This is a genomic window from Sphingobium sp. TomTYG74, assembly GCF_055393875.1.
This window is the reverse complement of sequence record NZ_AP027341.1, coordinates 744,931-769,777: the sequence shown is the minus strand read 5'-3', so window position 1 is coordinate 769,777 and position 24,847 is coordinate 744,931. Positions and strand designations below refer to the sequence as shown.

22 protein-coding genes and 1 tRNA gene are annotated in these 24,847 nt (G+C 59.9%); 10 read left to right on the top strand and 13 right to left on the bottom strand.

Going from position 1 to position 24,847, the window contains the following annotated elements:
* Window positions 1–214: 214 nt before the first annotated feature.
* Window positions 215–904, bottom strand: coding sequence for an ABC transporter ATP-binding protein (locus tag ACZ5TB_RS04010; protein WP_464792094.1), 690 nt, complete (start codon window positions 902–904; stop codon window positions 215–217).
* Complete coding sequence (locus ACZ5TB_RS04005) at window positions 897–2,147, bottom strand: lipoprotein-releasing ABC transporter permease subunit (protein WP_464792093.1); 1,251 nt, start codon at window positions 2,145–2,147, stop codon at window positions 897–899. Before ACZ5TB_RS04005 ends, ACZ5TB_RS04010 begins: the two co-directional genes overlap by 8 nt.
* Before the next feature lie 459 nt (window positions 2,148–2,606).
* On the opposite strand from ACZ5TB_RS04005, the gene ACZ5TB_RS04000 reads away from it, so the two are divergent.
* Window positions 2,607–3,071, top strand: coding sequence for an Hsp20 family protein (locus tag ACZ5TB_RS04000; RefSeq protein ID WP_464792092.1), 465 nt, complete (start codon window positions 2,607–2,609; stop codon window positions 3,069–3,071).
* Window positions 3,072–3,118: 47 nt separating this feature from the next.
* On the opposite strand, the gene ACZ5TB_RS03995 is transcribed toward ACZ5TB_RS04000, so the two are convergent.
* The 7 genes from ACZ5TB_RS03995 to ccmC form a co-directional block, all read right to left on the bottom strand.
* On the bottom strand, window positions 3,119–5,047 hold the full coding sequence (locus tag ACZ5TB_RS03995) for a potassium transporter Kup (RefSeq protein ID WP_464779472.1): 1,929 nt from the start codon (window positions 5,045–5,047) through the stop codon (window positions 3,119–3,121).
* A gap of 133 nt (window positions 5,048–5,180) precedes the next feature.
* The gene (locus ACZ5TB_RS03990) at window positions 5,181–5,825 is read right to left on the bottom strand and encodes a tetratricopeptide repeat protein (protein WP_464792091.1); all 645 of its coding nucleotides are present in this window, start codon (window positions 5,823–5,825) and stop codon (window positions 5,181–5,183) included.
* Entirely contained in the window at window positions 5,822–6,235 is a 414-nt protein-coding gene (locus tag ACZ5TB_RS03985) for a cytochrome c-type biogenesis protein (RefSeq protein ID WP_464792090.1), read from the bottom strand. The genes ACZ5TB_RS03990 and ACZ5TB_RS03985 overlap by 4 nt, the downstream gene beginning before the upstream one ends.
* A complete protein-coding gene (locus ACZ5TB_RS03980; protein WP_464792089.1) occupies window positions 6,232–6,759 on the bottom strand; it encodes a redoxin family protein in 528 nt (175 codons plus the stop codon). The genes ACZ5TB_RS03985 and ACZ5TB_RS03980 overlap by 4 nt, the downstream gene beginning before the upstream one ends.
* Window positions 6,756–8,687 (bottom strand): heme lyase CcmF/NrfE family subunit, encoded by a 1,932-nt coding sequence (locus ACZ5TB_RS03975; RefSeq protein WP_464792088.1) that lies wholly within the window; start codon window positions 8,685–8,687, stop codon window positions 6,756–6,758. The genes ACZ5TB_RS03980 and ACZ5TB_RS03975 overlap by 4 nt, the downstream gene beginning before the upstream one ends.
* 46 nt (window positions 8,688–8,733) lie before the next feature.
* Window positions 8,734–9,180 (bottom strand): cytochrome c maturation protein CcmE, encoded by a 447-nt coding sequence (gene ccmE, locus ACZ5TB_RS03970; RefSeq protein ID WP_464792087.1) that lies wholly within the window; start codon window positions 9,178–9,180, stop codon window positions 8,734–8,736.
* A 132-nt stretch (window positions 9,181–9,312) separates the two neighbouring features.
* Window positions 9,313–10,035 carry a heme ABC transporter permease CcmC gene (ccmC, locus tag ACZ5TB_RS03965; protein ID WP_464792086.1) on the bottom strand — a complete coding sequence of 241 codons (723 nt, stop codon included), beginning with the start codon at window positions 10,033–10,035 and terminating at the stop codon, window positions 9,313–9,315.
* A gap of 183 nt (window positions 10,036–10,218) precedes the next feature.
* On the opposite strand from ccmC, the gene purF reads away from it, so the two are divergent.
* Both purF and ACZ5TB_RS03955 read left to right on the top strand, forming a co-directional pair.
* Window positions 10,219–11,697: an amidophosphoribosyltransferase gene (purF, locus tag ACZ5TB_RS03960; RefSeq protein WP_464792085.1), complete on the top strand. Its 1,479-nt coding sequence runs from the start codon at window positions 10,219–10,221 to the stop codon at window positions 11,695–11,697.
* 98 nt (window positions 11,698–11,795) lie between these two features.
* Window positions 11,796–12,506 (top strand): SDR family NAD(P)-dependent oxidoreductase, encoded by a 711-nt coding sequence (locus ACZ5TB_RS03955; RefSeq protein ID WP_464779463.1) that lies wholly within the window; start codon window positions 11,796–11,798, stop codon window positions 12,504–12,506.
* Window positions 12,507–12,508: 2 nt separating this feature from the next.
* Here the strand turns inward: ACZ5TB_RS03955 and ACZ5TB_RS03950 are convergent, their stop codons facing one another.
* Both ACZ5TB_RS03950 and ACZ5TB_RS03945 read right to left on the bottom strand, forming a co-directional pair.
* Complete coding sequence (locus tag ACZ5TB_RS03950; protein WP_464792084.1) at window positions 12,509–13,774, bottom strand: class I SAM-dependent methyltransferase; 1,266 nt, start codon at window positions 13,772–13,774, stop codon at window positions 12,509–12,511.
* Window positions 13,775–13,810: 36 nt separating this feature from the next.
* The gene (locus tag ACZ5TB_RS03945) at window positions 13,811–15,187 is read right to left on the bottom strand and encodes a cryptochrome/photolyase family protein (protein ID WP_464792083.1); all 1,377 of its coding nucleotides are present in this window, start codon (window positions 15,185–15,187) and stop codon (window positions 13,811–13,813) included.
* A gap of 180 nt (window positions 15,188–15,367) precedes the next feature.
* Here ACZ5TB_RS03945 and ACZ5TB_RS03940 point away from each other — a divergent pair, with 180 nt between their 5' ends.
* From ACZ5TB_RS03940 to ACZ5TB_RS03915, 6 genes are all read left to right on the top strand, one after another.
* Window positions 15,368–15,853 (top strand): RNA pyrophosphohydrolase, encoded by a 486-nt coding sequence (locus ACZ5TB_RS03940; protein WP_464792082.1) that lies wholly within the window; start codon window positions 15,368–15,370, stop codon window positions 15,851–15,853.
* Window positions 15,854–15,927: 74 nt separating this feature from the next.
* Window positions 15,928–17,151: a hydrolase gene (locus tag ACZ5TB_RS03935; protein WP_464792081.1), complete on the top strand. Its 1,224-nt coding sequence runs from the start codon at window positions 15,928–15,930 to the stop codon at window positions 17,149–17,151.
* Entirely contained in the window at window positions 17,148–18,164 is a 1,017-nt protein-coding gene (locus ACZ5TB_RS03930) for an arginine N-succinyltransferase (RefSeq protein ID WP_464792080.1), read from the top strand. The genes ACZ5TB_RS03935 and ACZ5TB_RS03930 overlap by 4 nt, the downstream gene beginning before the upstream one ends.
* Window positions 18,161–19,420, top strand: a complete 1,260-nt coding sequence (locus tag ACZ5TB_RS03925; RefSeq protein WP_464792079.1) for an N-succinylarginine dihydrolase — start codon at window positions 18,161–18,163, stop codon at window positions 19,418–19,420. The genes ACZ5TB_RS03930 and ACZ5TB_RS03925 overlap by 4 nt, the downstream gene beginning before the upstream one ends.
* A 25-nt stretch (window positions 19,421–19,445) precedes the next feature.
* Window positions 19,446–19,667, top strand: coding sequence for a hypothetical protein (locus ACZ5TB_RS03920; protein WP_464779457.1), 222 nt, complete (start codon window positions 19,446–19,448; stop codon window positions 19,665–19,667).
* Between the two features lie 61 nt (window positions 19,668–19,728).
* On the top strand, window positions 19,729–21,183 hold the full coding sequence (locus tag ACZ5TB_RS03915; protein ID WP_464792078.1) for a cobyric acid synthase: 1,455 nt from the start codon (window positions 19,729–19,731) through the stop codon (window positions 21,181–21,183).
* Window positions 21,184–21,325: 142 nt separating this feature from the next.
* Here ACZ5TB_RS03915 and ACZ5TB_RS03910 read toward each other — a convergent pair.
* Window positions 21,326–21,402, bottom strand: a tRNA-Arg gene (locus ACZ5TB_RS03910).
* 33 nt (window positions 21,403–21,435) lie between these two features.
* Here ACZ5TB_RS03910 and ACZ5TB_RS03905 point away from each other — a divergent pair.
* Window positions 21,436–21,990 (top strand): hypothetical protein, encoded by a 555-nt coding sequence (locus ACZ5TB_RS03905; protein WP_464792077.1) that lies wholly within the window; start codon window positions 21,436–21,438, stop codon window positions 21,988–21,990.
* Window positions 21,991–22,035: 45 nt separating this feature from the next.
* Here the strand turns inward: ACZ5TB_RS03905 and ppdK are convergent, their stop codons facing one another.
* Window positions 22,036–24,735, bottom strand: a complete 2,700-nt coding sequence (gene ppdK, locus ACZ5TB_RS03900) for a pyruvate, phosphate dikinase (protein ID WP_464779454.1) — start codon at window positions 24,733–24,735, stop codon at window positions 22,036–22,038.
* Window positions 24,736–24,847: the final 112 nt, after the last annotated feature.

Sequence of the window (24,847 nt, the reverse complement as noted above, 5' to 3'; positions counted from 1 at the left end):
GCGCAATCTCGGGGCCGCTTTCCCCATGATTAAGCGTCCTCCAACTTATCACACATAATTGGACGCATATGCGTTTACGGCTTCATTCGGGCTCGCCGCCTATCCCGATCATGGCAAACCTGGGCAACTCGTCCAAACCCCCGACGCAGCGCTCCTCCGCGCCAACACGCAGGGGCGAAACCAGATCGTGGTAGCCACTGTCCGGGAAGGTGCCTCAGCTCAAGTCTGAAGCCTCTTCCAGCAACCCTTCATGAAGGCGGACGACGCGATCCATCTTTTCCGCGAGCCTTTCATTATGGGTCGCGACCAGAGCGGCCGAGCCTTCCTCCCGCACAAGGCGGAGAAACTCTGCTAGCACGATATCGGCTGTCCGTTCATCCAGGTTGCCCGTCGGTTCATCGGCTAGGATCAAGGCAGGCCGGTTTGCGAGTGCCCGCGCCACCGCCACACGTTGCTGCTCGCCGCCGGAAAGTTGGCTAGGCCGATGATCCAGTCGATGACCGAGGCCCAAAGATGTGAGGAGCGATTCAGCCCGAGCGCGCGCCGCATTGACTTCCTTGTCGCGGATAACCTGCGGCAGGATGACATTCTCCGCAGCGTTAAAATCCGGCAGCAGGTGGTGGAATTGATAAACGAACCCCAATGCATCCCTGCGCAAGCGAGTCCGCCCGTCATTATCGAGGCGCGCAGCTTCCTCGCCGTCAATGCAGATAGAGCCGTCGAACCCGCCTTCCAACAGCCCGACTGCCTGCAACAGGGTCGATTTGCCGGACCCTGACGGCCCCAGCAGCGCCACGATCTCTCCCTCTCCCACGGTCAGGTCGATGCCGCGCAGGACCTCGATCGTGACGTCCCCTTGAGTGAAGCTGCGCTTCAGGCCCGCAACCTTCAATATGTCATTCATAGCGCAGCACCTGAACGGGGTCAGTATTGGCAGCCTTGAAGGCCGGATAAAGCGTAGCAAGGAAACTGAAAATCAGCGCCATCAGGCAAATAATCGTGATTTCGATGGGATCTGGCTTGGCCGGTAGTTCGGTCAAAAAACGGATCGAGGGATCCCACAAATTTTGCCCGGTCAGGAACTGGATCGTATTCACAACACTCTGCCGGAAAAAGAGGAAGGTGAAGCCCAGCACCAACCCGGCCAGCATGCCCAGCGATCCGATGGTCACGCCCACGGTCATGAATATCTTGACGAGCCCGACCCGGCTTGCACCCATTGTTCGCAGGATCGCAATGTCACGCGTTTTCGCTCGCACCAGCATGATCAGCGAGGAAAGGATGTTGAAAACCGCGACCAGCACGATGATCGAAAGCACCACGAACATCGCGACCCGCTCAACCGCCAGCGCTTCAAAAAGGGAGGCGTTCATCTGACGCCAATCGGTCACGACAGCCCGACCCGCGACCTTTCCAGCCAGCGGTTCCAAGATCGTTCCCACCCGATCAGCGTCCACAGTCTCGATCTCGATCATCCCGACCACGTCGCCGAGCAACAATAGGGTCTGCGCATCTTCCACCGGCATCACGACGAACGCCTTGTCGTAGTCGTAGACGCCCACCTCAAAGATCGCCGCCACCTGATAGGATATCTGGCGCGGTACAGTACCGAATGGCGTCGATCGCCCTGCGGGATTTATTATGGTGATGCTGTCGCCAAGCTGAAGGCCCAGATTTTCAGCCAGTCGCGATCCTATGCCAACCTTGCCCGCGTTGGCGGTGAGGTTATCCATGCTCCCCGCCAGCACCTTCGCCTTTAGTGTCGCATTGTTCCGGATGTCCTTGACGGTCATGCCGCGAACGAGGACCGCTTCAACCCGTCCCTGAAAACTGCCGAGCAGCGGCTGTTCGATAAGCGGCGTTGCGCTGGTTACGCCAGGCGTCGCCTTTGCTTCTTTCAGAATGGATCGCCAATCGGGCAACCGCCCACCATAGCCCTGCACCACCGCATGGCCATTCAATCCCACAATTTTGTAGAACAACTCAGCGCGAAACCCATTCATCACACTCATCACGATGATCAGCGCGGCCACCCCCAACATCACGGCGGCGAGGCTTATCCCGGCGACGAGGAAAATGAATCCTTCCCCCTTCCCAGGCAGCAGATAGCGCTTGGCAATCATGCGTTCGTAGCGTGACAAGATCATGGTGGCGCGAACGGCCCTTTGCGTGATGGTAATTACTGCCCGTCTAGCAGGGTCTCCACTAACGGCAAGCATCGCAGATTGTTGCACCTCAGCCACAGGCATGAAGCTAAAATCTTCCCGTACGGAAATAGCCCGTGACAGCGGGCCTTCGGAGCCATAGCAAAGTCAGCGAAGCACAGGTTAATGGCCGTGGTTCAGGGATACTGCTTCCCGCTTCGAGCTTAGGGGGCTAAGAAGTGGTTGAGGCAGACCAAGGGGGAGACGAGCAATCGTCCATTAGTGCCCGGATCGTGGAAACATGATCCGGGCACTTTTGATTCCGGCCGAAACAGGCCTCTTGAAACCCGATTTCGTTCAACCATATCAACGACGCGCGGCCGCCTGATGGGGTCGCGCATCGTATCGCCGGACGCCAGCATGGGTCCGGTATGATCATTTTGCTCTGATGGAGATTATGACATGCGTGGTTTTGACCTTACCCCCTATCGCCGCTCCACGGTGGGTTTCGACCGACTTTTTGATCTGATCGAAAACAATGCCCGCCTGCAGCAGGGCGACAATTATCCCCCCTTCAATATCGAGCGTCTTTCGGAGGACCGATATCGGGTTACGCTTGCGGTGGCGGGCTTTCGGCCTGACGAAATCGACATCACTGCCCAGCAAAATCTGTTGCAGGTTGTCGGTCGCAAGGAAGATAGCCCGAACTCTGATCGCTCCAAATTCCTTCATGTCGGCATCGCCAATCGCAGCTTCGAGCGGCGTTTCGAGCTGGCCGACTTCGTGCGGGTGGAACAGGCCGATCTCGCAGACGGGCTGTTGACGATCGAACTCGTCCGCGAAATTCCTGAAGCGATGAAGCCCAAGAAGATCGCTGTGAATGGCGGGCAGCTGGTCGATATCAACAAGGATCGCGACGCAGCCTGATCGGATGTTCATGGGGCGCGGCCTGATGGTCGCGCCCTTTTTGCATCTCAAATCTCTACCTGGCTCCCCAGCTCGACAACGCGGTTGGTGGGAAGGCGGAAAAACTCCATCGCGCTTTCCGCGTTTCGCAGCATCCAGGCGAAGATTTTCTCTCGCCACAGCGGCATCCCTGGGTTGGCAGACGGCAACAGCGTTTGGCGTGCCAGGAAGAAACTGGTTTCCATCATCCTGAATGCCTGACCACATCCGGTGACATTCTTGAGGGCCGCTGGAACGTCCGGTTCCTGCATGAACCCATATTCCAGAACAAGGCGGAAAAATCCTTTCCCCAGATCCTCCAACCTGCATCGGCCATGATCCTCAACGACCGGTACATCCCTGATCTTCACCGTCAGCAGGATGACCCGCTCATGCAACACCTTGTTGTGTTTCAGGTTGTGGAGCAAGGCATGGGGAACACCGTTTGGCGTGGATGTCATGAAAACGGCCGTCCCCGGAACGCGTACGGCGCTGTTGGCGGCCGAGGCCACGAACACGGGGATCGGCATCGCGCCTTCGCGCAAGCGATCCTGTACCAACCGACGCCCCCGCGACCATGTGGTCAGCAGCGTGAATACGACGAAACCGATCAACAGCGGGAACCAGCCGCCATCCGGCACCTTGGTAAAATTGGCCGCGAGATATGCGCCATCCACGATAAAGAATACCGCAAGCAAGGGTGCGGAATAATACCAGCGCCACTTCCATAACCTGTAGAGCAGCACGGTCAGCAGCAGATTGTCGATGAACATCGCTCCTGTGACGGCAATGCCATAGGCGGCAGTCAGATTTGACGATGTCTGGAACACCAGCACCAGCAGGATGACCATCACCATCAATCCCCAATTGATAAGGGGGATATATATCTGCCCGGCGGTCGAAGCACTGGTATGCGCAATCCGCAAGCGGGGCATGAAGCCCAGTTGGATCGCCTGCTGCGTCACTGAAAATGCGCCGGAAATGACCGCTTGACTGGCGATTATCGCAGCCAAAGTTGCGAGGCCAACCAAAGGCAACTGCGCCCATTGGGGTGCCAGATAATAGAAAGGGCTGTGGAGCGCAGCCGCACCTTCTCGGAACAACAGAGCTCCCTGCCCCATATAGTTCATCATCAATGCCGGGAGCACGAAGCAAAGCCAGGATACGCGGATAGGGCTCCGCCCGAAATGGCCCATGTCAGCATACAGCGCTTCAGCCCCGGTCACCGCAAGGACGACCGCGCCCAAGGCGAGGAATGCCGGCAGCGGATCGGTCATGAAAAACATGAACGCCCAATAGGGGTTGAACGCGAAGAGAATGCCAGGCGTCTTGATGATGCTGATGACGCCCAAGGCCGCGATTGTGACGAAATACAGGAGCATGATGGGGCCGAAGAGGGCAGCAACCCGATTGGTCCCAAATCCCTGTATCCAGAACAGACCTACCAATATGATCACCGCAGCAGGCAAAATCGCAGGTGCCAGTTCAGAGTTGTAAACGGCCAGACCTTCCACCGCCGACAGCACTGACACCGCAGGGGTGATCATGGAATCGCCATAGAAGAGAGCGGTGGCAAACACGCCCAAAAGGACGATGCCGCGCGACCATCGCTGAGTCTTCGTTTGCCCGTTAATCAGCGCGAGCAGCGCAAGGCTGCCACCTTCGCCCTTGTTGTCGGCGCGCATGATGATCGAAACATATTTCAGCGTCACGACCAGCATCATCGACCAGAACATCAGGCTGATGACGCCAAGAATGTGGTCGGGATCGAGCGCCAGATGATGATGGCCGGCGAAAGTTTCACGAAAAGCGTAAAGCGGGCTGGTGCCGATGTCGCCGAACACGATGCCGATCGCGCCGACGACAAGCTTGGTCGTCGCCTTCTGGCCTGCGTGGCTGTGTCCTTCAGACTCGTCGTCCTGCGCGTTCGCGGCGGCGCTCGCCAATTGATCAGCCATGAAGGAAACGCCAGATGGTCATGATCATACGACACTCAAGCCAAGGCATGCGCTCGGGGACGACCCCGCCTGCCTCACAAAGATGGCGCGCGCCCTATCACGCCTCCTTGACCAGCGCAATTCACGAGCCATGTCATTGAACCGCAGACGCGCTGTCAGCCAGCATCGCGTCGATACGCCCGACGTTAAGTTCCAGTTCCGCCTTGATTTTCGAGCCTTCAGGCGCCCTTGCAGCCAAAGGCGCCCAAAGATCGCGGGCGGCCTGCAATTGGCCCGCCCGAACGAGAGCCAGACCGTAGAAATAAGGCGGAGCAGGAGCTTGTGGGTCAAACGACATCGCGCGTCGGTAAGCAAAGTCAGCGCTCGGTGAAACGACGCCGCCAGCATGCGCCACAAGCGCATTGCCAAGGCCGAGCCACAGGTTGGGATCACCTGGCGATTGTTTGATCCCGGCGAGCAGCACATTCGCCGATTCTTTCGTCTTGCCCTGCCTGCCAAGTCCGTCTGAGAGCATCAACCATTGCCCTGCCGGACCATAGCGTTCCGCCATGCCGCGGCGCTGTTCGGCGACTTGCTCATCAAACTGCTTGCCAGTTGACGCAGCAGCACTTCTGGGCGCTCCCACCAAGCCAGGATTTCCCTGCCACGCATAACCGGCAAGGCCGAGTAGCAGAGCGGTAGCCGCTAGCTCCCATGAAACGCGCGGAATACGTCCGACGGCTACCAGAAGCGCCATCAGGCAAACTGCAAACCCAGTCGCTATGACCCAGCCTGTCATCGCCGTCCTTTCCGCTTGATCCGTCCGCGAACGAGCAGCAGCCCAAGGCCAATCAGCAATAATGGCGCGCCCCAAAGCGGCCAAAGGACCGGGTTCGCCGTAGGTTCATAACTTACCCAATCGCCATAACGTTCGATCAGCCAACTCCGGATATGCTCGGGTTCTTCCCCGGCGATGATCCGCTCTCTGATTTGGGAACGCATATCACCTGCCAGACTGGCGTTGCTGTCAGCAATGGATTGGCTCTGGCAAGTGAGGCAGCGGATCGTCTCCATCAACGCCTTCGCTTTCCGCTCGAGTGCCGGGTCGTCAATCTGCCGATCTGCATAGGGAGCTGGAGGGAGGGCGGACTGCGCCAGCACTGGCGAACTGATCAGCAATGCAAGCAATGTCAACAACAGCCGTGTCATCGCGCAGCCTCTAAACGCTCTAGAATCATCGGGATGTCGTCCGCCCTGATGTCCCCGACATGCTGATAGGTGATGCGCCCTCTTCCGTCGATGATGAAGCTTTCCGGCACGCCCGAGGATCCGATCGCGATCTGTACACTGCTGCGTGCGTCAAGGCCGATCCGGCTGTATGGATTACCATAGCGCTGGAGGAAGCGATCGACGTCGGGACGGGCGTCGCGAATCGCGATCGCGTCAATTTCCACTCCCGCCTGTTTAAGCGCCAGAAGCTGTGGAGCCTCAGCAGCACAGGGGACGCACCAACTGGCAAAAATGTTCAATAGACGTGGCTTACCCGTTGCCAGTTGCGCGCTCGCCAAAGCGGGACGATCGCTAGCCGCTGCGGGCAATGTGAATTCGGGCAATGTCTTGCCGACGAGCTTGGAGGTGATGACCCGATCGTCCGGTTGCAGCAAACCACTGGCGAACAGGATGAAAAATCCCGCAAAAAACACAAGAGGTAGCCAGATCAGAAGCTTCTTCATGTCGCAAACGTCCTGCTACGCCATTTAAGAAGCCATCCGCGCCGCTCGCGCCCTACCAATGCCAATGCGCCACCAAGGGCGATCAGCCCGCCGCCAAACCAGATCAGCGTGACGAAGGGCTTCCACCAGACCCGCAGTTGCCAACGTCCCTCGGTCGCCTCCTGGCCGAGCACCACATAAAGCTGGCCGTTCCACCGGGTCAGCAGGGCCGCTTCAGTGGTGGTCGTGGGGGGGGAAGGGAAGAAACGAGATTGTGGATGCAGGGTAACCGGTGCCCCATTCCCCCGGCTCACCTCCATGTCAGCTTGTAACGCTGTCCAATTGTCTCCGGCGACCGGCGAAATCTGCACGAGGCGGAGTTTCCAATCGGCAGCTTCGACGACGTCACCGGGGCGGACGGCCGCCAGCTTTTCAACGGTAAACGCGGAATCACAAGCCATGCCCGCGAGACTGACAGCGCATCCCAGATGGGCGATGACCATTCCCCAGGTAAAAAGCGGCGTGCGCCGCAAGTTGCGCTTCCACAAGGGGGCAATGCTCCCGGCGGCCACAGCCAAGGCGATGACCAGACCAAGAAACGGCAGCACGCCGATCCGGCCCCAAGCGAAAATCGCCATCATGGCAACAGCGGTCAACGCGATTGCCGCAGGGATGATCATGCGCCCGGCAACCTCTGTCAGCTTGTCCCGGCGCCAGCGGGTCAAGGGGCCGGCCGCCATAAAGATCATCAGGATGAGCGCAATTGGACCAACTATCCTGTCGAAATAGGGAGCACCGACCGATACCTTGTGCCCAAATGCCTCGGTTAGCAGCGGATAGAGGGTCCCGATCAACACCAGACCAAGGATGACCGTCAGCAGCAGATTGTTGATCACCAACATGGTTTCGCGGCTGACAAGCTCAAATGGCGCACCCTCACGAACTGCGCCAACCCGCCAACCGAACAACGCCAGCGCCCCCCCGATATAAAGGCCCAGGAGGATGAGGATGAAGCTGCCGCGTTCCGGATCGACAGCGAAGGCATGGACGCTCGTCAATATGCCTGAACGGACGAGAAAGGTCCCAACCATCGACATCGAGAATGCGACAACAGCCAACATCACGGTCCAGGCCCGTAACGCATCGCGGGTGGCAAGCACTGTCACGCTGTGCAGAAGTGCCGTTGCCGCCAGCCACGGCATCAACGAAGCGTTTTCCACAGGATCCCAGAACCACCAGCCTCCCCAGCCCAGCTCATAATAGGCCCAGTAGCTGCCAGCCGTGATTCCGAGCGTCAGAAGTATCCATGCTGCCAGCACCCAAGGACGCATCGCCTTAGCGAAATCTGCATCAACCCGCCGCGTCAGCAGCGCGCCGATGGCAAAGGAGAAGGCGACGGAGAGGCCGACATATCCAAGATAAAGGGTCGGCGGGTGGAACGCGAGGCCGGGGTCCTGCAACAAGGGATTGAGCCCCTGACCATCCGCTGCGGGAGGAGTGATCCGTGCGAAGGGGTTGGAGGCAAAAAGCAGGAAGGCATAAAACCCCAGGCTAATAGCCGCCTGACCGCCCAGCGTCGCCATATGCGTTTCTCGCCGTAGCGCCCGTTCAAACAGGGCAACCGCAGCCCCCGCGACGCCCATGACCGTAACCCAGAGCAGCATGGAGCCTTCGTGGTTGCCCCAGGTTCCAGCGAACTTGTAAAGCCACGGCTTCATGGAATGGCTGTTGGTGGCCACTAACAGCACCGACATGTCCGATCGCATGAAAAGCGTTACCAGCGCCACAAAGGCAATGGCGGTGAGAGCGCCTTGGGCGACAGCTACCGGTCGGACAGCCTGAAGCAATTCGCTCTTCTTTCCCGCCAGCCCGAAAGCCACCAGGCTCAGTTGTAAAAACGCCAGCGCCGCCGCAAGCCAAAGTGCAGCCAGACCCGCTTCGGCGATCATGCCGCCTTCTCCGCTCGTTCCCGCCCTATGGCCACCCCAACAGCGTTCACTGGCCTGCCTTCATCTCGTGGGTCGTCTCATTATACTGAATGCCTTCGAGTTCCCGCGGCATGTACCGTTCATCATGCTTGGCCAGCAGGTTGGTGGCGATGAACGTGCCCGTGCCATCGAATGATCCCTCCGCGACCACGCCTGATCCTTCCTTGAAAAGATCTGGGGCGATGCCCTTGAAAACAGCGGGAACTGTCGCTTTCCCATCCGTCACGTCAAAATGCATGGTAACGCCATCGGCGGCTCGCTTGAGACTGCCTTTCACCACCATTCCGCCTAGACGAATGGACTTGCCCGGTTCGACACCTTTGGCACCAACGTCGGCGGGCGCGTAGAAATAGGCGGCTTCGTCGCGCAATGCCGATGCTGCGAGCAAAGCCGCTCCGATCAAGGCGAGCAAGGCGACGACCGCCAGAATGAGGCGCTGATGCTTCGCTTTCATGGCCGGTCTGACAATCTCTGCGCGGCTGACTCTGCATCCCGCATAGCGCGCCAGCATGCAAAGCATAGGGCCAAGGTGCCCAAAAAGGTCAGCGCATAGGCGCCGACAACGAAAACCCATTGGTTCATGCCACTATCCCCGCGCCAGCCGCTGCATGCGCGCTTCCACCTTGTTGCGCGCCAATATCGTGCGCATCCGCATCAACACGATCGCCCCAAACAAAAGGGAAAACCCGATAAGGGTAAATCCAAGCGGCCAGAGAATCGAAGCGTCGATACTCGATCCGCGCATCGTGATGCTGGGTCCCTGATGGAGGCTGTTCCACCACACGACTGAGCGGTTTATGATCGGGATATTGACCGCCCCCACCAACCCAAAAATGGCTGTGGCCGCACTCACGCCCCCCTGTTCCTGACGTGCACTGGCATTCGCCAGCGCTATATATCCAAGATAAAGGAAAAGGAGCACGAGCATGGACGTCATCCGGCCGTCCCACTCCCACCAGGTTCCCCAGGTGGGACGCCCCCAAATGGACCCTGTCGCAAGACAAATCGCCGTAAACAGCGCGCCCGGAACAGCAATCGCGCGCCCTGCAACGGCAGCCAGCGGATGCCGCCAGACCAGCTGCATCAGCGCCGAGACAGCAATACCTGTCCATCCGGCCATTCCAAGCCATGCCGCGGGCACATGGATATAGAGTATGCGAACCGTCTCACCCTGGAGATAGTCCGCCGGGGTGATGAACAACCCGCAGCCCGCACCCACAAGAAGCAGAACGAAACCTGGCCAGAACAGCCAAGTGGTCAGTGGCCGAGCGATCTTCAGGAAACGGGTAGGATTGGCGAAGCGATGCATTTGGACAGGCTCTTTAGCTGCGCCGAACGCGCAAAGCCAGTGGCGCTTTTTCTGTTACGCACAGTACATAATGTCGCTGCCACAGCGGCCCAAACAGCCTTTTTTGTTTCAGACAGGCGACAAATCAGGATCGAACCACTATATGCGCGCGCAGCAGCCATTTTTAGGCGCACAGCATCGGCTATGGATCCGCTCGCACCCATGTTTACGACAAACCCGCTCGACGACGACAAGCTGCGTGAAGAATGCGGCATTTTCGGCGTCATTCAAGCCGAGACCGCTTCGGCGATCGTCGCGCTTGGCCTTCATGCGCTTCAACACCGTGGACAAGAGGCCGCTGGTATCACCAGCTGGGACGGTCACGACTTCCATACCCACCGCGCCATGGGGCACGTGGCGGGAAATTTCGACCGTGACGAAGTGATTCGCGGCCTGCCAGGCAACACGGCATCGGGCCATGTCCGTTATTCGACTACGGGCGAAACATCCCTCCGCAACGTACAGCCCCTCTATGCCGAACTCAATTCCGGCGGCTTCGCCATTGCCCATAACGGCAATATCTCGAATGCGATGAAGCTCCGTCGCGAGCTGATTCGTCGAGGTTCGATCTTTCAGTCGACCTCCGACACCGAAGTGATCATCCACCTGGTCGCGACTTCGACCTACCGTACTCTGCTCGACAAGTTCATCGATGCGCTCAAGCAGATCGAGGGTGCCTACTCGCTGATCGTGACCACGCCCGAGGGCATGATCGCGTGCCGCGACCCGCTCGGCATCCGGCCGCTGGTCATGGGCAAGTTGGGCGACGCCACCATTTTCGCGTCTGAAACCGTCGCCTTTGACGTAGTAGGCGCCGACCATATTCGCTCCATCGATCCGGGTGAGCTGGTCATCGTCACTCATGATGGGCAGATGCGCAGCCATCGTCCCTTCGGCGATGTGCATCCGCGCCCCTGCATTTTCGAACATGTTTATTTCAGCCGCCCCGATTCGATCGTGGATGGCTCGAGCGTTTATTCGGTTCGCAAGGCGATCGGCGCTCAACTGGCAATAGAAAATCCTGTCGATGCCGACCTGGTTATTCCCGTTCCCGACAGCGGCGTGCCTGCGGCCATCGGCTATGCCCAGCAGTCCGGGCTTCCCTTCGAACTGGGCATCATCCGTTCCCACTATATCGGACGGACCTTCATTCAGCCGGGCGACAAGGTTCGTCACCTTGGCGTCAAGCTCAAGCACAACGCCAATCGCGCGCTAATCGCCGGGAAGCGCGTCGTCCTTATAGATGATTCGATCGTGCGAGGAACGACCAGCCTCAAAATCGTGCAGATGATGCGCGAGGCAGGCGCCAAGGAAGTGCATATGCGCATTGCCAGCCCGCCGACTAAACATAGCTGTTTCTATGGCGTCGATACGCCGGAACGCACGAAGTTGCTGGCTCATCGGCTGGACATTGGCGGCATGCAGGACTTCATCCATGCCGACAGCCTTTCCTTCATTTCGATCGACGGCCTCTACAAGGCGCTGGGCGAAACGAAACGAGCGGACATCCGTCCTCAATATTGCGATGCCTGCTTTACCGGCGACTATCCGACCACGCTCACTGATCAGGATGATGTCGTGGTGCAGAACCAGCTTGAACTGCTCGCTGAACGGGTCGTCTGATCGATAGGTCATTTCTGGATGGCTGCCCGGTCATGGGCAGCCACTACCTTTTCCACTAAACCGGCCCTCTCCATCCGGAAGGGCGAACAGGATGCTTCATGTCCACTTTTCCTCTTTCCGGTAAGCTTGCCCTGGTGACCGGCGCGAGCCGTGGTATCGGTGCCGCCACTGCCAAGGCCCTTGGCGCTGCCGGTGCTCATGTCATTCTGACAGCCAGAACTGCCGGTGGTCTTGAGGAGGTGGAAGAATATATCCACGACGCTGGAGGCAGTGCCACCATAGCGCCGCTCGACCTTGTCGATGGCGAAAGCATCGGGCGGCTTGCTCAGGCGGTTTCGGGCCGGTGGGAGGCGCTGGATATTCTGGTTCTGAACGCGGCGACCCTAGGCAGCCTGGCTGCGGTGCCCGCGATCGACGTGAAGGAATTCGCCCGGCTCCTGACGCTGAACATAGCAGCACCACAGGCCTTGATCGCAGCTTTCGACAGAATGCTCCGCGCAAGTTCCGACGCGCGTGTCATTGCTATCACATCATCGGTCGCTACCGCGCCGCGCGCTTATTGGGGGGCCTACGGCGCGTCGAAGGCAGCGCTCGAAACACTCGTAAGCACTTATGGCGAGGAAGTGAAAAATATCTCGGCTATACGCACTCACATCGTTGACCCGGGCGCGACCCGGACGGCGATGCGCGCCAGAGCCTATCCGGGTGAAGATCCCGCGACGGTGAAAGACCCCGAGGTCGTGGGCCAGGCTATAGCTGATCTCGTCCTTTCGGATCGGCCAAACGGCTATCACCAACGTTTGGATTGATCTTAGCCCGGCTTGACCAGCGTCACTTGGGCGACGTCGATCGTGCCGCCGCGAAAGCCGCCTTCGCAATACATCAGGTAATAGCGCCAGAGCGCAACGAAATGCTGGTCGAAGCTGGGCGGTAAAAGACCGCGGTCGACGGCTCGATCGAACCTTTCCCGCCAGCGCCGAAGAGTTTCCGCATAATGGAAGCCAAAATGGTGGACCTCCCTCCATTCCAGCCCATTGGCTTCCGCCAAAGCCCTGAAACGGCTTTCCGACAGCAGCATTCCGCCGGGGAAAATGTAGGTCTGGATAAAATCCGCGCCCCGCGCATATTTCTCGAATATGGCGTCGTCGATGAAGATATATTGGATTGCCGCCTTCCCGCCGGGTTTCAACAGCCTCTCTATGGCGGCGACATAAGCGGGCCAATATTCCTGGCCCACCGCTTCTACCATTTCGACGCTTGCAATCGCGTCATATTGTCCTTGAGCGTCCCGATAATCCGTCAGCAGGATGTTTGCGCCAGCACCAAGCCGCTCTCGCGCATAGTCGGCTTGCTCGGTCGACAGGGTCAGTCCGTCATAGCGGATAGCGCAACGTTGCAGCGCCTGCTCGGCCAAGCCTCCCCACCCGCAGCCTATCTCGAGCAGTGTGCTGCCGTCCTTGAGGTCGAGCCGGTCGAGGATGGCGTCCACCTTGCGCTGCTGCGCTCGTTCAAGGCTCTCGATCCGGTCATCGGGATCACGGAACAAAGCACTGGAATAATGCATGTCCCGGTCCAACCATAGGCGGTAGAAGTCGTTCCCGAGATCATAATGATAGGCGATGTTACGACGTGACCCCTTCCGGTCGTTGCGACGCACCCAATGCCCGAACCGGCCAATCCATCGGGCCGGGCCATTTGGGCGAGCCACATTACCCAGTGTCGCGGCGTTCGCCATGAACAACTCGAACAAGGGGACCGGGTCCGGACTACTCCATTCACCAGCCGCCCATGCCCGATACCATCCAGCCGATCCCCCGGCGACCAGCCGCAACAGAGCGCGCCAGCGGACCAGCCGGACTTCGCAGACAGGCCCTGCTCCACGCCCCCCCAATATTCTCGCGGTTCCATCCGGCAGCGTGGCTTCAAGCCTACCTTTCAGAAGGCCCGAATCGATACGGTCCAGCAAGCGGTGAAATTGAGGAGCAACCAAGCGCGATACCCATCCGCGCCTATGTTCCCCGGCCGGGCGCCGCACGGTCGGCGCTCGTCTGCCATGCCTGGGATCGATCGCGTTCATCCTTTCACCCCTGCTCCCTTGTCTACGCGTCCATCCTTAAGCCCTGCTTTGCCGGTAGGTCGCAAGCGCGCGTTCGCGTGCTTCGCGATGACCAACGCGCTTGGGAGGATATGAGGCCGGTCGTGCATCATAGGCTTCAGGATCGTGAATCGCCGTGTCATCGAGATGAGCCAATTCGGGCACCCATTGTCTGATATAATCACCCGCTTCGAATTTTGGAGACTGGGTCAGCGGTGCCATGATTCGGGAAAACAGGTTTGCGTCAACGCCACTGCCCGCCACCCATTGCCAGTTCACGCTATTGTTGGCGTAATCCGCGTCCACCAATGTGTCCCAGAACCATTCCGCCCCGTGTCGCCAATCTATCAGAAGATGTTTGATGAGGAAGCTGGCCGCGATCATGCGAACCCGGTTGTGCATCCATCCGGTCGCCCAAAGCTGGCGCATACCGGCATCCACTATCGGGTAGCCCGTTCGTCCTGTTTTCCAGGCGGCAAAATCATCACCCGCTTCGCGCAAGCTGCGCCAGGCAAAGCGGTCGAAATCGGAGCGGGCATTTTGTGACCCATAAGTCGGTAATGCCCAAATCTGCGTATGCGCATAGTCCCGCCAGATCAGTTCCTTGAGAAAGGTGGTCGCATCTGCCGCCGCCTCGATCACCCGATGCCAGACATAGGCGGGAGAGACTTCCCCGAAATGGAGATGAGGAGAAAGCCGCGAAGTTCCTTCCACGGACGGAAGGTTACGCGCCACATCATATTCATCCGCCTCGTCGATAAAGGAGGCGACGCGGTGACGTGCCCCAGCTTCACCAGGCGACCAGTCCTCGGCAAAGCCTGCTGCCCAGTCGGGATGACGGGGGCATAGTTCCCAATCGTCGAGCGAATCGCTCACGGGCCATTTTGCTGGCGCGTCGATCCTTGACGGGGTCACGACGGGTTCGGCCGGTGGCATGTGAAGCATCGTTGCCCGGGCGAACGGCGTGTATATCTGATAGAGATTGCCGCCCGACGTGCGGACGCTCCCAGGCGGCAACAACAGCATACCGTCGTGAAGCTGAAGATCGATCCGCTTCGCTGCTGCCCTTTCGGCATTCCGCCACCATGGCTCATAATGAGCGAGCGCATGCACTCGCTTGGCACCGGTTTCGCGGGCGAGCCTCTCTAGCTGCTCGGCGCTCTCCCCTTTGCGCAGGATGAGGCGAGACCCTTTGCGACGAAGGCTATCGTCCAGCGATTTCAGGCTGTGATGAAGCCACCACCGCTGCGCGCTGCCCATTTTCCATTGCTTTGGGGATGTATCGTCCAGGATATAGACCGGGATCACCGGCCCTTCCTTCGCTGCCGCCGCCAGAGCTGCTTGATCAGATAAGCGGAGGTCTTGGCGGAACCAAAGGATCACGGGATTGGACATTTGCCAGCTTTGCCATTGCCAGGCCGAGCTTCCAATCCCCTCTCCCATTTCGGCGCGAAAAGCTGTCCGGATATGGTGCTGTGCGTTTTAGCGCATGGACGGCCGCTGCTTCGCCCATTATCATTGCACTGCACAAAGCGGGCCAATGGCTTGCGGCCAGGACAATGATCAGGGGACATCATGGCATCGGCGCCAAATGATTCGGAACTCGCGTATCGGCCCTGCGTCGGCGTGATGCTCGTCAGCATGGATGGCAAGGTCTTTGTCGGCCAGCGGATCGATAGCCAAGTGGAAGCCTGGCAGATGCCTCAGGGCGGAATCGATCATGGGGAGGAGGAAAGAACTGCCGCCCTGCGTGAGCTTGGCGAGGAAACCGGCATCGGGCAGCATCATGTAGAGATCATCGCGAAGGCGCGAGACGAACATTTTTACGACTTGCCGCCTGAACTTGTCGGAAAATTATGGGGCGGCAAATATCGCGGTCAGCGCCAGATATGGTTCCTCGCGCGCTTCCTCGGCAGTGACGAGGATATCAACATCGCCACTGATGATGCCGAATTCTCAGAGTGGAAATGGATCGAGCCGGAAGCCCTTCCCGATGTGATCGTTCCGTTCAAGCGGAAGCTGTACCGGGACATCTTGCAGGAATTCAAGGCCCTGATCTGACCGTTCACAAACAGGGATAAATAGCCAGATCGCAAGGCTGGAGACGATCAGCTTCGTCTGATAAGCTCCTACACATGAACGGCCTTTCGTCGTCAGACCGCGAACTACTGGATCGCGCCGCAGCCGCCCCGATGCTGGATCAGGTGCAGAAATGGGCGGCTATTAATAGCGGATCGCGGAACCTGCCCGGTTTGGCGATGACTGCCTCCATGCTGGCAGATGCCTTCTCCACGCTACCCGGCGATATTCGCCTGATCGAAGGCGCGAAAGTCGATGCCGTTGATTCCGAAGGGCGCGTTCAACTGGTCGAACATGGACAGCATCTGCTGCTTTCGGTGCGTCCCGACGCTGCGATCAGGCTCCTCCTGACCGGACATATGGATACGGTCTTTCCGGCGGATCATGGATTCCAATCGCTTCGATGGATCGATCCCAGCAGCCTGAACGGTCCCGGCGTAGCCGACATGAAAGGCGGCCTTGCCGTCATGCTATCGGCGCTCGAAGCGTTCGAGGGATCTCCCGCTGCCCGCCGGATCGGCTATGACGTCGTCATAAACAGCGATGAGGAAGTTGGCAGTCCTTCTTCGGCAGGCCTTCTCATGATGGCCGCAAAGGGGAAAGTTGCAGCGCTGACCTATGAACCGGCGCTTCTCGATGGCACGCTTGCGGGAGCGCGGCCGGGCAGCGGAAATTTCTCGTTCATAGTCAGTGGGCGCAGCGCCCATGCCGGTCGCAATCCGGAAGAAGGTCGCAACGCCTTGCTCGCGGCGGCCGATCTCGCCCTCAAACTTAAAGCTGGCAGCGGCGCTGGCTTTACGTGCAATCCCGCGCGGATAGATGGAGGCTCCCCCAACAATGTCGTACCCGACCGCGCGATCCTGCGGGTGAATTTCCGGCCTCGGACTGCGGAGGCTGAAGAGAGCGCGAAGCGACTCATCAGTCATTCCGTCCAGGAGGTTGCTCGCGATCATGATGTGAGCTTGAAAGTTCATGGAGGATTTGGTCGGCCGCCTAAACCCCTCGACAAAAAAGCCGCCGCCCTCTTTCAGTTGGTCAGGCAATGTGGCGCAGAACTAGGCTTGGCCGTGAACTGGCGGGACACAGGAGGCGTTTGCGATGGCAACAACATCGCGGCGTGCGGCGTGCCTGTCGTGGACACGATGGGCGTTCGCGGCGGTGCCATTCATAGTGACGAGGAATATTTGATCGTCGAAAGCCTTGCCGAACGCGCGCAACTTTCCGCGCTCACCTTATTGCGGATTGCGGAGGGCAAGTTTCCACAGGAGAAGATAGCTTGAGCTTTGTCATGCGGACTGCGCGGGCGGATGATCTGCAAACCCTGTATGAATTAGCGAAAATAACGGGGGGCGGATTTACCAACCTGCCTGCTGATCGGAGGGCGCTGGAGCAGAAGCTGATCCGGACTGAGACCGCGCTCGCTCGGGAGAGTGGAGGGGTGGAGGATGAGCTTATCCTGATGGTGCTTGAAAACTGCACCACAGGGCAGGTTCGTGGCACCTGCCAGATCTTCAGCAAGGTGGGGCAAAGTTGGCCCTTCTATTCCTATCGCCTGGGCGTTCTGACCCAGCATAGCCGGGAATTGTCCCGCACATTCCGGGCGGAGATGCTGTCGCTCGTAACCGACCTGGAAGGTTCGACGGAGGTCGGCGGCCTCTTTCTGCATCCACGAGAGCGCGCCGAGGGCCTGGGCCTGCTGCTCGCCCGCAGCCGCTATCTCTATATCCGCAGTCATCGCGAACGTTTCGGAGATCGGGTGATTGCCGAGCTGCGCGGCGTGATCGATGAGGCGGGAGGCTCGCCTTTCTGGGACGGGCTCGCCGGGCGCTTTTTCGGCATGACTTTTCAGGAAGCGGATGAATTCAATGCGATCCATGGAAACCAGTTCATCGCGGACCTGATGCCCAAGACGCCGATCTATACCGCCATGCTGAGCGACAGCGCAAAGGCGGTGATCGGCCTGCCCCATCCCAATGGCCGCGCTGCCATGCGGATGCTGGAGACGGAGGGTTTTACGAATCCCGGCTATATCGACATCTTCGACGGCGGCCCGACGATGGTGGGACAGACGGACGCACTGCAAACCATTTCCCATGCGCAGGATGTGATCCTGTCCGCCGTTCACGACAGCGGAGGAGAAAGACAGCTGGTCGCCACCGGCGAACGTGCGGATTTTCGTTGCACATATGCAATGGTCAAGGAAGACAGCGATAGCCTGTCGCTTGACCGGCAAAGCGCCGAACGGCTGGGACTGGAACCGGGGCAGCATTTCACCATGGTGTCCCGCGCATGACGGTCAGGGAAATCAATTTCGACGGCTTGATCGGGCCGAGCCACAATTATGCAGGGCTAAGCCTGGGAAATCTGGCATCGGCGGGCAGCGCTGGCACGGCCTCGTATCCGCGGGCCGCAGCGCTGGAGGGCATCGAGAAGATGCGCGCGAACCTGCGCCTGGGACTGGTACAGGGCATATTCCTGCCCCAGTGGCGGCCGGACGGCCGCTGGCTAAACGCGTTGGGCACAAATATCGGTGAGGCTGAACCCCATATTCGGGCGGCGACGATGTCCGCGTCCTCCATGTGGGCGGCGAACGCCGCGACCGTGTCGCCCGGCCCCGATACGGCCGACGGACGCACGCATTTGACCATCGCCAACCTCGTCACCATGCCGCATCGAAGCCATGAGTGGCAGCAGACGCTGGCCCAGTTGCAGATCGCTTTTTCCGACAAGGATGCCTTTGCGATCCATCCCCCTATCCCCGCGCCCTACGGCGATGAAGGCGCGGCTAATCACATGCGCCTGTGCGACAATCATGCGGATCGGGGAGTCGAGATATTCGTCTATGGCCAATCCGGCGGCCCCTACCCCGCCCGGCAGCATGTAGAGGCCAGCAAAGCCATAGCGCGGCTCCATGGCCTTGATCCGGCACGGACATTGTTCGTCATGCAGTCCGAAGAGGCGATAGCGGCTGGCGCCTTCCACAATGACGTCGTGGCCGTTGCCAACGAGACCGTGCTTTTCACCCATGAGCAGGCCTTCGCCGACAAGGCGCGATTCTACGAGCAACTGCGCGCCATGTTGCCCGCCGTCCAAATCATCGAGGTGCCAGCGGCGGTCGTTAGTCTGGCCGATGCCATCCAAAGCTATCTGTTCAATGCGCAACTGGTGACACTGCCGGATGGCGGCATGGCGTTGATCCTGCCTGCCGAGGCCAAGGGGGTTGCGAGTGTCTGGAACTGGCTGGAAAAGCTGGTTGCGGGCAACGGCCCCATTCGCGAGTTGATCACCGTGAATGTGCGGCAATCCATGGCAAATGGGGGCGGCCCGGCCTGTCTGAGGCTGAGGGTCGTGGCTGATCCCGCCAATGTCGATCCCCGGTTCTTGGTGAACGAGGCCAGGTTGGATGAGATCGCCAGCATAGTCGAGCGCTATTGGCCCGAGCGGATCGAGCCTGCCGATCTGGCCGACACTCGGCTGATCGCCCAGATCGAACAATCGTGGTTAATGCTTGTTGACCATTTACAGCTTTCGGGCGACTTAATTCCCTAGAGCAGGTCGCAGCTCGAGTGGGACTATGAAACGGATCAAGCGCCTCTTCACGATCAAGACGAAATTCGAGGCATTTCTGGTCATCTATGCGCTTGCGCTGGGCGCCACCGAACGCGGGATCGTCTATCTCCAGCAATATCCCGGTTTTGGCGGGCAATTGCTTGCCCTGGCATGCACCGGATCGGTGTTCATGGCAGGCGGAATGATCATCGATGCCGTCGAGATGCGGCGGCGCCTGATCTTCTGAATAATTGCCTTCCGCAGAGCGGCGGTTGACCGGCAACGGACAGCCATGCAGGAGCGGCATCATGGCCGCTATCATGCTTCAGGGAACAGGGTCCGACGTTGGGAAGTCGGTGCTCGTCGCCGGATTGTGTCGGGCGCTGGTGCGTCGGGGCTACAGCGTGCGCCCGTTCAAGCCGCAGAATATGTCCAACAACGCCGCCGTCACCATCGATGGCGGAGAGATTGGCAGGGCGCAGGCTCTACAGGCGCTGGCCGCTGGCGTAGAGCCGCACAGCGACATGAACCCCGTACTGCTGAAGCCGCAGGCGGATCGTACATCGCAGTTGGTGGTCCATGGGAAGGTTCGCGGCGCGCTGAGCGCCGGTAACTTCCGGACGGCTCGCGCCGAACTATTGGACGCGGTGTTGGCAAGCTACGACCGACTACAGCAGCAATGCGATATCGTCGTGGTCGAGGGGGCAGGATCTCCGGCGGAGATCAACCTGCGGGCTGGAGACATCGCGAACATGGGGTTCGCACGTGCCGCCAATGTGCCGGTCATACTGGTCGGCGACATAGACCGGGGCGGCGTGATCGCAGCGATTGCGGGCACGAAGGCTGTCATCGATCCGGCGGATGCGGCGATGATTCAAGGATTCCTGATCAACAAGTTCCGGGGTGACCCGGCCCTGTTCGAAGACGGTTATCGGCAGATCGAGCAATTATCGGGCTGGCGCGGCTTTGGCGTGGTGCCATGGCTTGTCGCTACCGCCCGGCTGCCGAGCGAGGATGCGGTCGTGCTGGAGCGGGCGGGCGGCGGGGGTGGCAAGCGCATCGTCATCGCCTGCCCTATCCTGCCCCGGATCGCGAATTTCGATGATCTTGACCCGTTCAAGCTGGAACCCGACGTGGCGCTCGTCATGGTGCCGCCCGGCCAACCCATTCCGGCCGAAGCCAGCCTCATCATACTCCCGGGTTCCAAGGCGACGATCGCCGACCTGGGTGCAATGCGAGCAGAAGGATGGGACATCGATATCCTTTCGCATCATCGTCAGGGCAAGCCGATATTCGGAATTTGCGGCGGTTATCAGATGCTTGGTAGTAGAATTTCCGACCCCGATGGAATTGAGGGTGAGTCCGGGAGCGTCGAGGGGCTGGGCCTGCTCGACATCGAAACGCGACTGACCCCGACAAAATCGCTGGAGAGAGTGACGGGCACGGCCTGGGCGCAGAGTTTCCATGGGTATGAAATGCATCTGGGCTCCACCGATGGGCCGGACTGCACGCGCCCGTTCGCTCGATTGGACGATGGGCGGGTAGATGGCGCGATTAGCGCCGATGGCCTTGTATCCGGCACCTACGTCCACGGCCTGTTTGCCAGCACAGGCGCTCGCACCGGATTAATGGCCTCGATCGGCATTCATTCTGAAGGCGTGGATTATGCCGCGTCGGTCGATCGGGCGCTGGACGACATTGCAGAACAACTGGAACGACATGTTGATATCGATGCGATGATCAGGATCGCCACCTGCGGCTGAAGGATCGCGATCGCGCTTAAACTAGCGCTGGATATGCTCGGGCCTGCAAAGCTCTGCATGATCTGAAATCATGCAAACAGGAACAGCTACAATACTCTCAGAGGAGCATCTGATAAGCTACTGATTTTCCGTGAAAAGAAAATGGTGCGCCCGGAACGATTCGAACGTCCGACCCTCAGATTCGTAGTCTGATGCTCTATCCAGCTGAGCTACGGGCGCGTTGTGGAGCGGCAGATAGAGGGGGGCGGGAGATTGGGCAACCCCCTTTTTTCAGTTTTTTTACGGCGTCTGCCCGGCAGTTTCGCCAGCGCAACTTTTTGCAGCGCTGGCTCGTTGCGAAGAGGGGCAAGGAGGCGAAGCATGGCTTTCACTTTGAACGAGATTTCGCTGCTCGTGATCGCGCTGGTTATTGGATTGGTGATCGGCCTGATGATCAGCGGCCGTGGAAAATATAAGAGGTTGTGGCGCGATGAGCAGATGGCTCATCGCGAAACGATCAAGGAGCGCGATGCGCGGCTCGCAACCGTTGCTTCCGACCGAAGAGCGGAAGCTGGAGATATTCGCGGCGAACGAAATGACCTGACGCGGATCCGGGGAATTTCGGCAAAAGACGCTGCTCAGTTGGAGGCTGCAGGCTATCACAGCTATGCGCAGCTCGGATCGATTGATCATGAGGAGCAGGCTGCGCTGGAATCAAGGCTGGGGCGAGAGCCGGGGACCATCGAACGCGAGGAATGGCGCCTGCAGGCGCGGCTGCTCGAAGCGGGCAAGATGCGCGAGCATGAGCGGCGCTACCTGGAGGTGTAATAGGATCCGGGTGCCCCTCCCACGGTCGCGGGAGGGGCTGGAGCCTTACTTCTTCGCCAATGCGGCCTGAGCGGCGGCAAGACGCGCGATCGGCACGCGGTAGGGCGAGGCCGAGACATAATCGAGGCCGGTCTGCTCGCAGAAGGCGATGGAGGCCGGATCACCGCCATGTTCGCCGCAGATGCCGAGCTTGATCCCCGGACGGGTCGCGCGGCCGCGTTCGGCGGCTAGCTCGATAAGTTGGCCCACGCCCTCCACATCGATGCTGACGAACGGGTCGCGGGCGAAAATGCCCTTGTCCACATATTGCGTCAGGAAGCGACCCGCATCGTCGCGGCTGATGCCGATGGTGGTTTGGGTGAGGTCGTTGGTGCCGAAGGAGAAGAATTCGCCCACTTCGGCAATCTCGCCTGCCTTCAGCGCAGCGCGCGGCAGTTCGATCATGGTGCCGACGAGATATTCGACCGAAGCGCCCTGCTCCGCAAAAACTTCGCTGGCGACGCGATCGACGATCGCCTTCATCAGTTCCAGCTCCTTCTTGGTCGCGACGAGCGGGATCATGATTTCCGGGATCGGCGCCTCGCCGCTGCGCTGCTTAACGAGCAGCGCGGCTTCGAAGATGGCGCGGGCCTGCATCTCATAGATTTCGGGGTAAGTGACGCCGAGGCGGCAACCACGATGGCCGAGCATCGGGTTGAACTCATGCAGTTCGGCGGCGCGGCGCTTGAGCGCGTCCACACCCACGCCTGCGGCCTTGGCCACTTCCTCGAACTCCGCTTCGCCATGCGGCAGGAATTCGTGGAGCGGCGGGTCGAGCAGGCGGATGGTGACGGGCAGGCCCGCCATGACCATGAATATCTGCGCGAAGTCGTCGCGCTGCTCGGGCAGCAGCTTGTCGAGCGCCACGCGACGGCCCTTTTCGCTGTCGGCGAGGATCATCTCACGGACGGCGGTGATGCGGGCTGCGTCGAAGAACATATGTTCGGTACGGCAGAGGCCTACGCCCTCGGCGCCGAACTCACGCGCGACCTGGCAGTCCTGCGGGGTTTCGGCATTGGCGCGGACACGCAAGCGGCGGACCTTGTCGGCCCAGGCCATCAGGACGCCAAAGTCGCCCGCCAGTTCGGGCTGCACGGTCGGGACCTCGCCCGCCATCACCTCGCCGGTCGCGCCGTCGATGGTGAGGATGTCGCCTTCCTTGAGCGTGCGATCAGCGATGCGCAGCGTCTTGGCGGCGTTGTCGATCGACAGGCTTCCCGCGCCGGACACGCAGGGACGGCCCATGCCGCGCGCCACCACGGCGGCGTGTGACGTCATGCCGCCGCGCGCGGTCAGGATGCCCTTGGCCGCGTGCATGCCGTGAATGTCTTCGGGCGAGGTTTCGACGCGGACGAGGATGACCGAATCGCCCAGCTCATTGCGACGCTCGGCAGTGTCGGCGTCGAACACGATCGCGCCCGAAGCGGCGCCCGGCGAGGCGGGCAGGCCCTTGGTCAGCACGTCGCGGGGTGCCTTGGGGTCGAGCGTCGGGTGGAGAAGCTGGTCGAGCGCGGCGGGATCGACACGGGCGACGGCTTCTTCCTCGGTGATCAGGCCTTCGCTCGCCATTTCGACCGCGATCTTGAGCGCGGCCTTGGCGGTGCGCTTGCCCGAGCGGGTCTGGAGCATCCAGAGCTTGCCCTGCTGCACCGTGAACTCAATGTCCTGCATGTCGCGATAATGGGTTTCGAGGATCTGGAACACCCGCGCCAGTTCGGCATAGGTTTCCGGCATCGCCTCTTCCATCGACAGCGGCTTGGCCCCTGCCCGCTCGCGCGCTTGCTTGGTCAGGTACTGCGGCGTGCGGATACCCGCCACCACATCTTCACCCTGCGCGTTGATCAGATATTCGCCATAATAGGCGTTTTCGCCGGTTGCAGGATCGCGGGTGAACGCGACGCCAGTGGCCGAGGTATCGCCCATGTTGCCGAAAACCATCGCCTGCACGTTGACGGCAGTGCCCCAATCGTGCGGGATCGAGTTCAGGCGGCGATAGACTTTCGCGCGGTCGGCCTGCCAGCTGCCGAACACGGCGCTGATCGCGCCCCAGAGCTGGTCGTTTACGTCCTGCGGGAAGGGCTTATTCCAGAGCTTTGAAACAAGGGCCTTATATTCAGCAACGAGCGCCTTCCAGTCATCGGCGGTCATTTCCGTGTCGAGCGTATAACCCTGATCTTCCTTCGCGACTTCGAGCGCTTCCTCGAAAGCGCCATGGTCGAGTTCCAGCACCACGTCGGAATACATCTGGATGAAGCGGCGATAGCTGTCCCAGGCGAAACGCTCGTCGCCCGATGCGGTGGCGAGGCCGAGGACGGTTTCGTCGTTCAGGCCGAGGTTGAGGACCGTGTCCATCATGCCTGGCATGGAAATGCGCGCGCCTGAGCGGACGGAGACGAGCAGCGGATCGGCCGCGTTGCCGAACTTCTTGCCCGTCACACCCTCGATATGGGCGATGCCGTTTCCGACTTCCGCCTTCAGACTATCCGGGAATACGCCGCCATCTTCATAATAGCGGGTGCACATCTCGGTCGTGATGGTGAAGCCCGGAGGAACAGGCAACCCGATGGCGGCCATGCCGTCGAGATTGGCGCCCTTGCCGCCGAGGAGATTCTTGTTACCCTTTCCACCATCATCGACGCCGCCGCCGAAACGATAGACATAACGCGTCGCGGTCGTGCTCATGCTGGCCTCTTCCATTGTCAACATAGTCCCGGCTCTCCCTGCACTGATTGCCGTGTATTTGTGCGTTGCAGCAACTTTCCTACAACAGGCGGGGCGGTGAACGCACCCGCTTTTACGATGATCCTTTGTTCTTCTC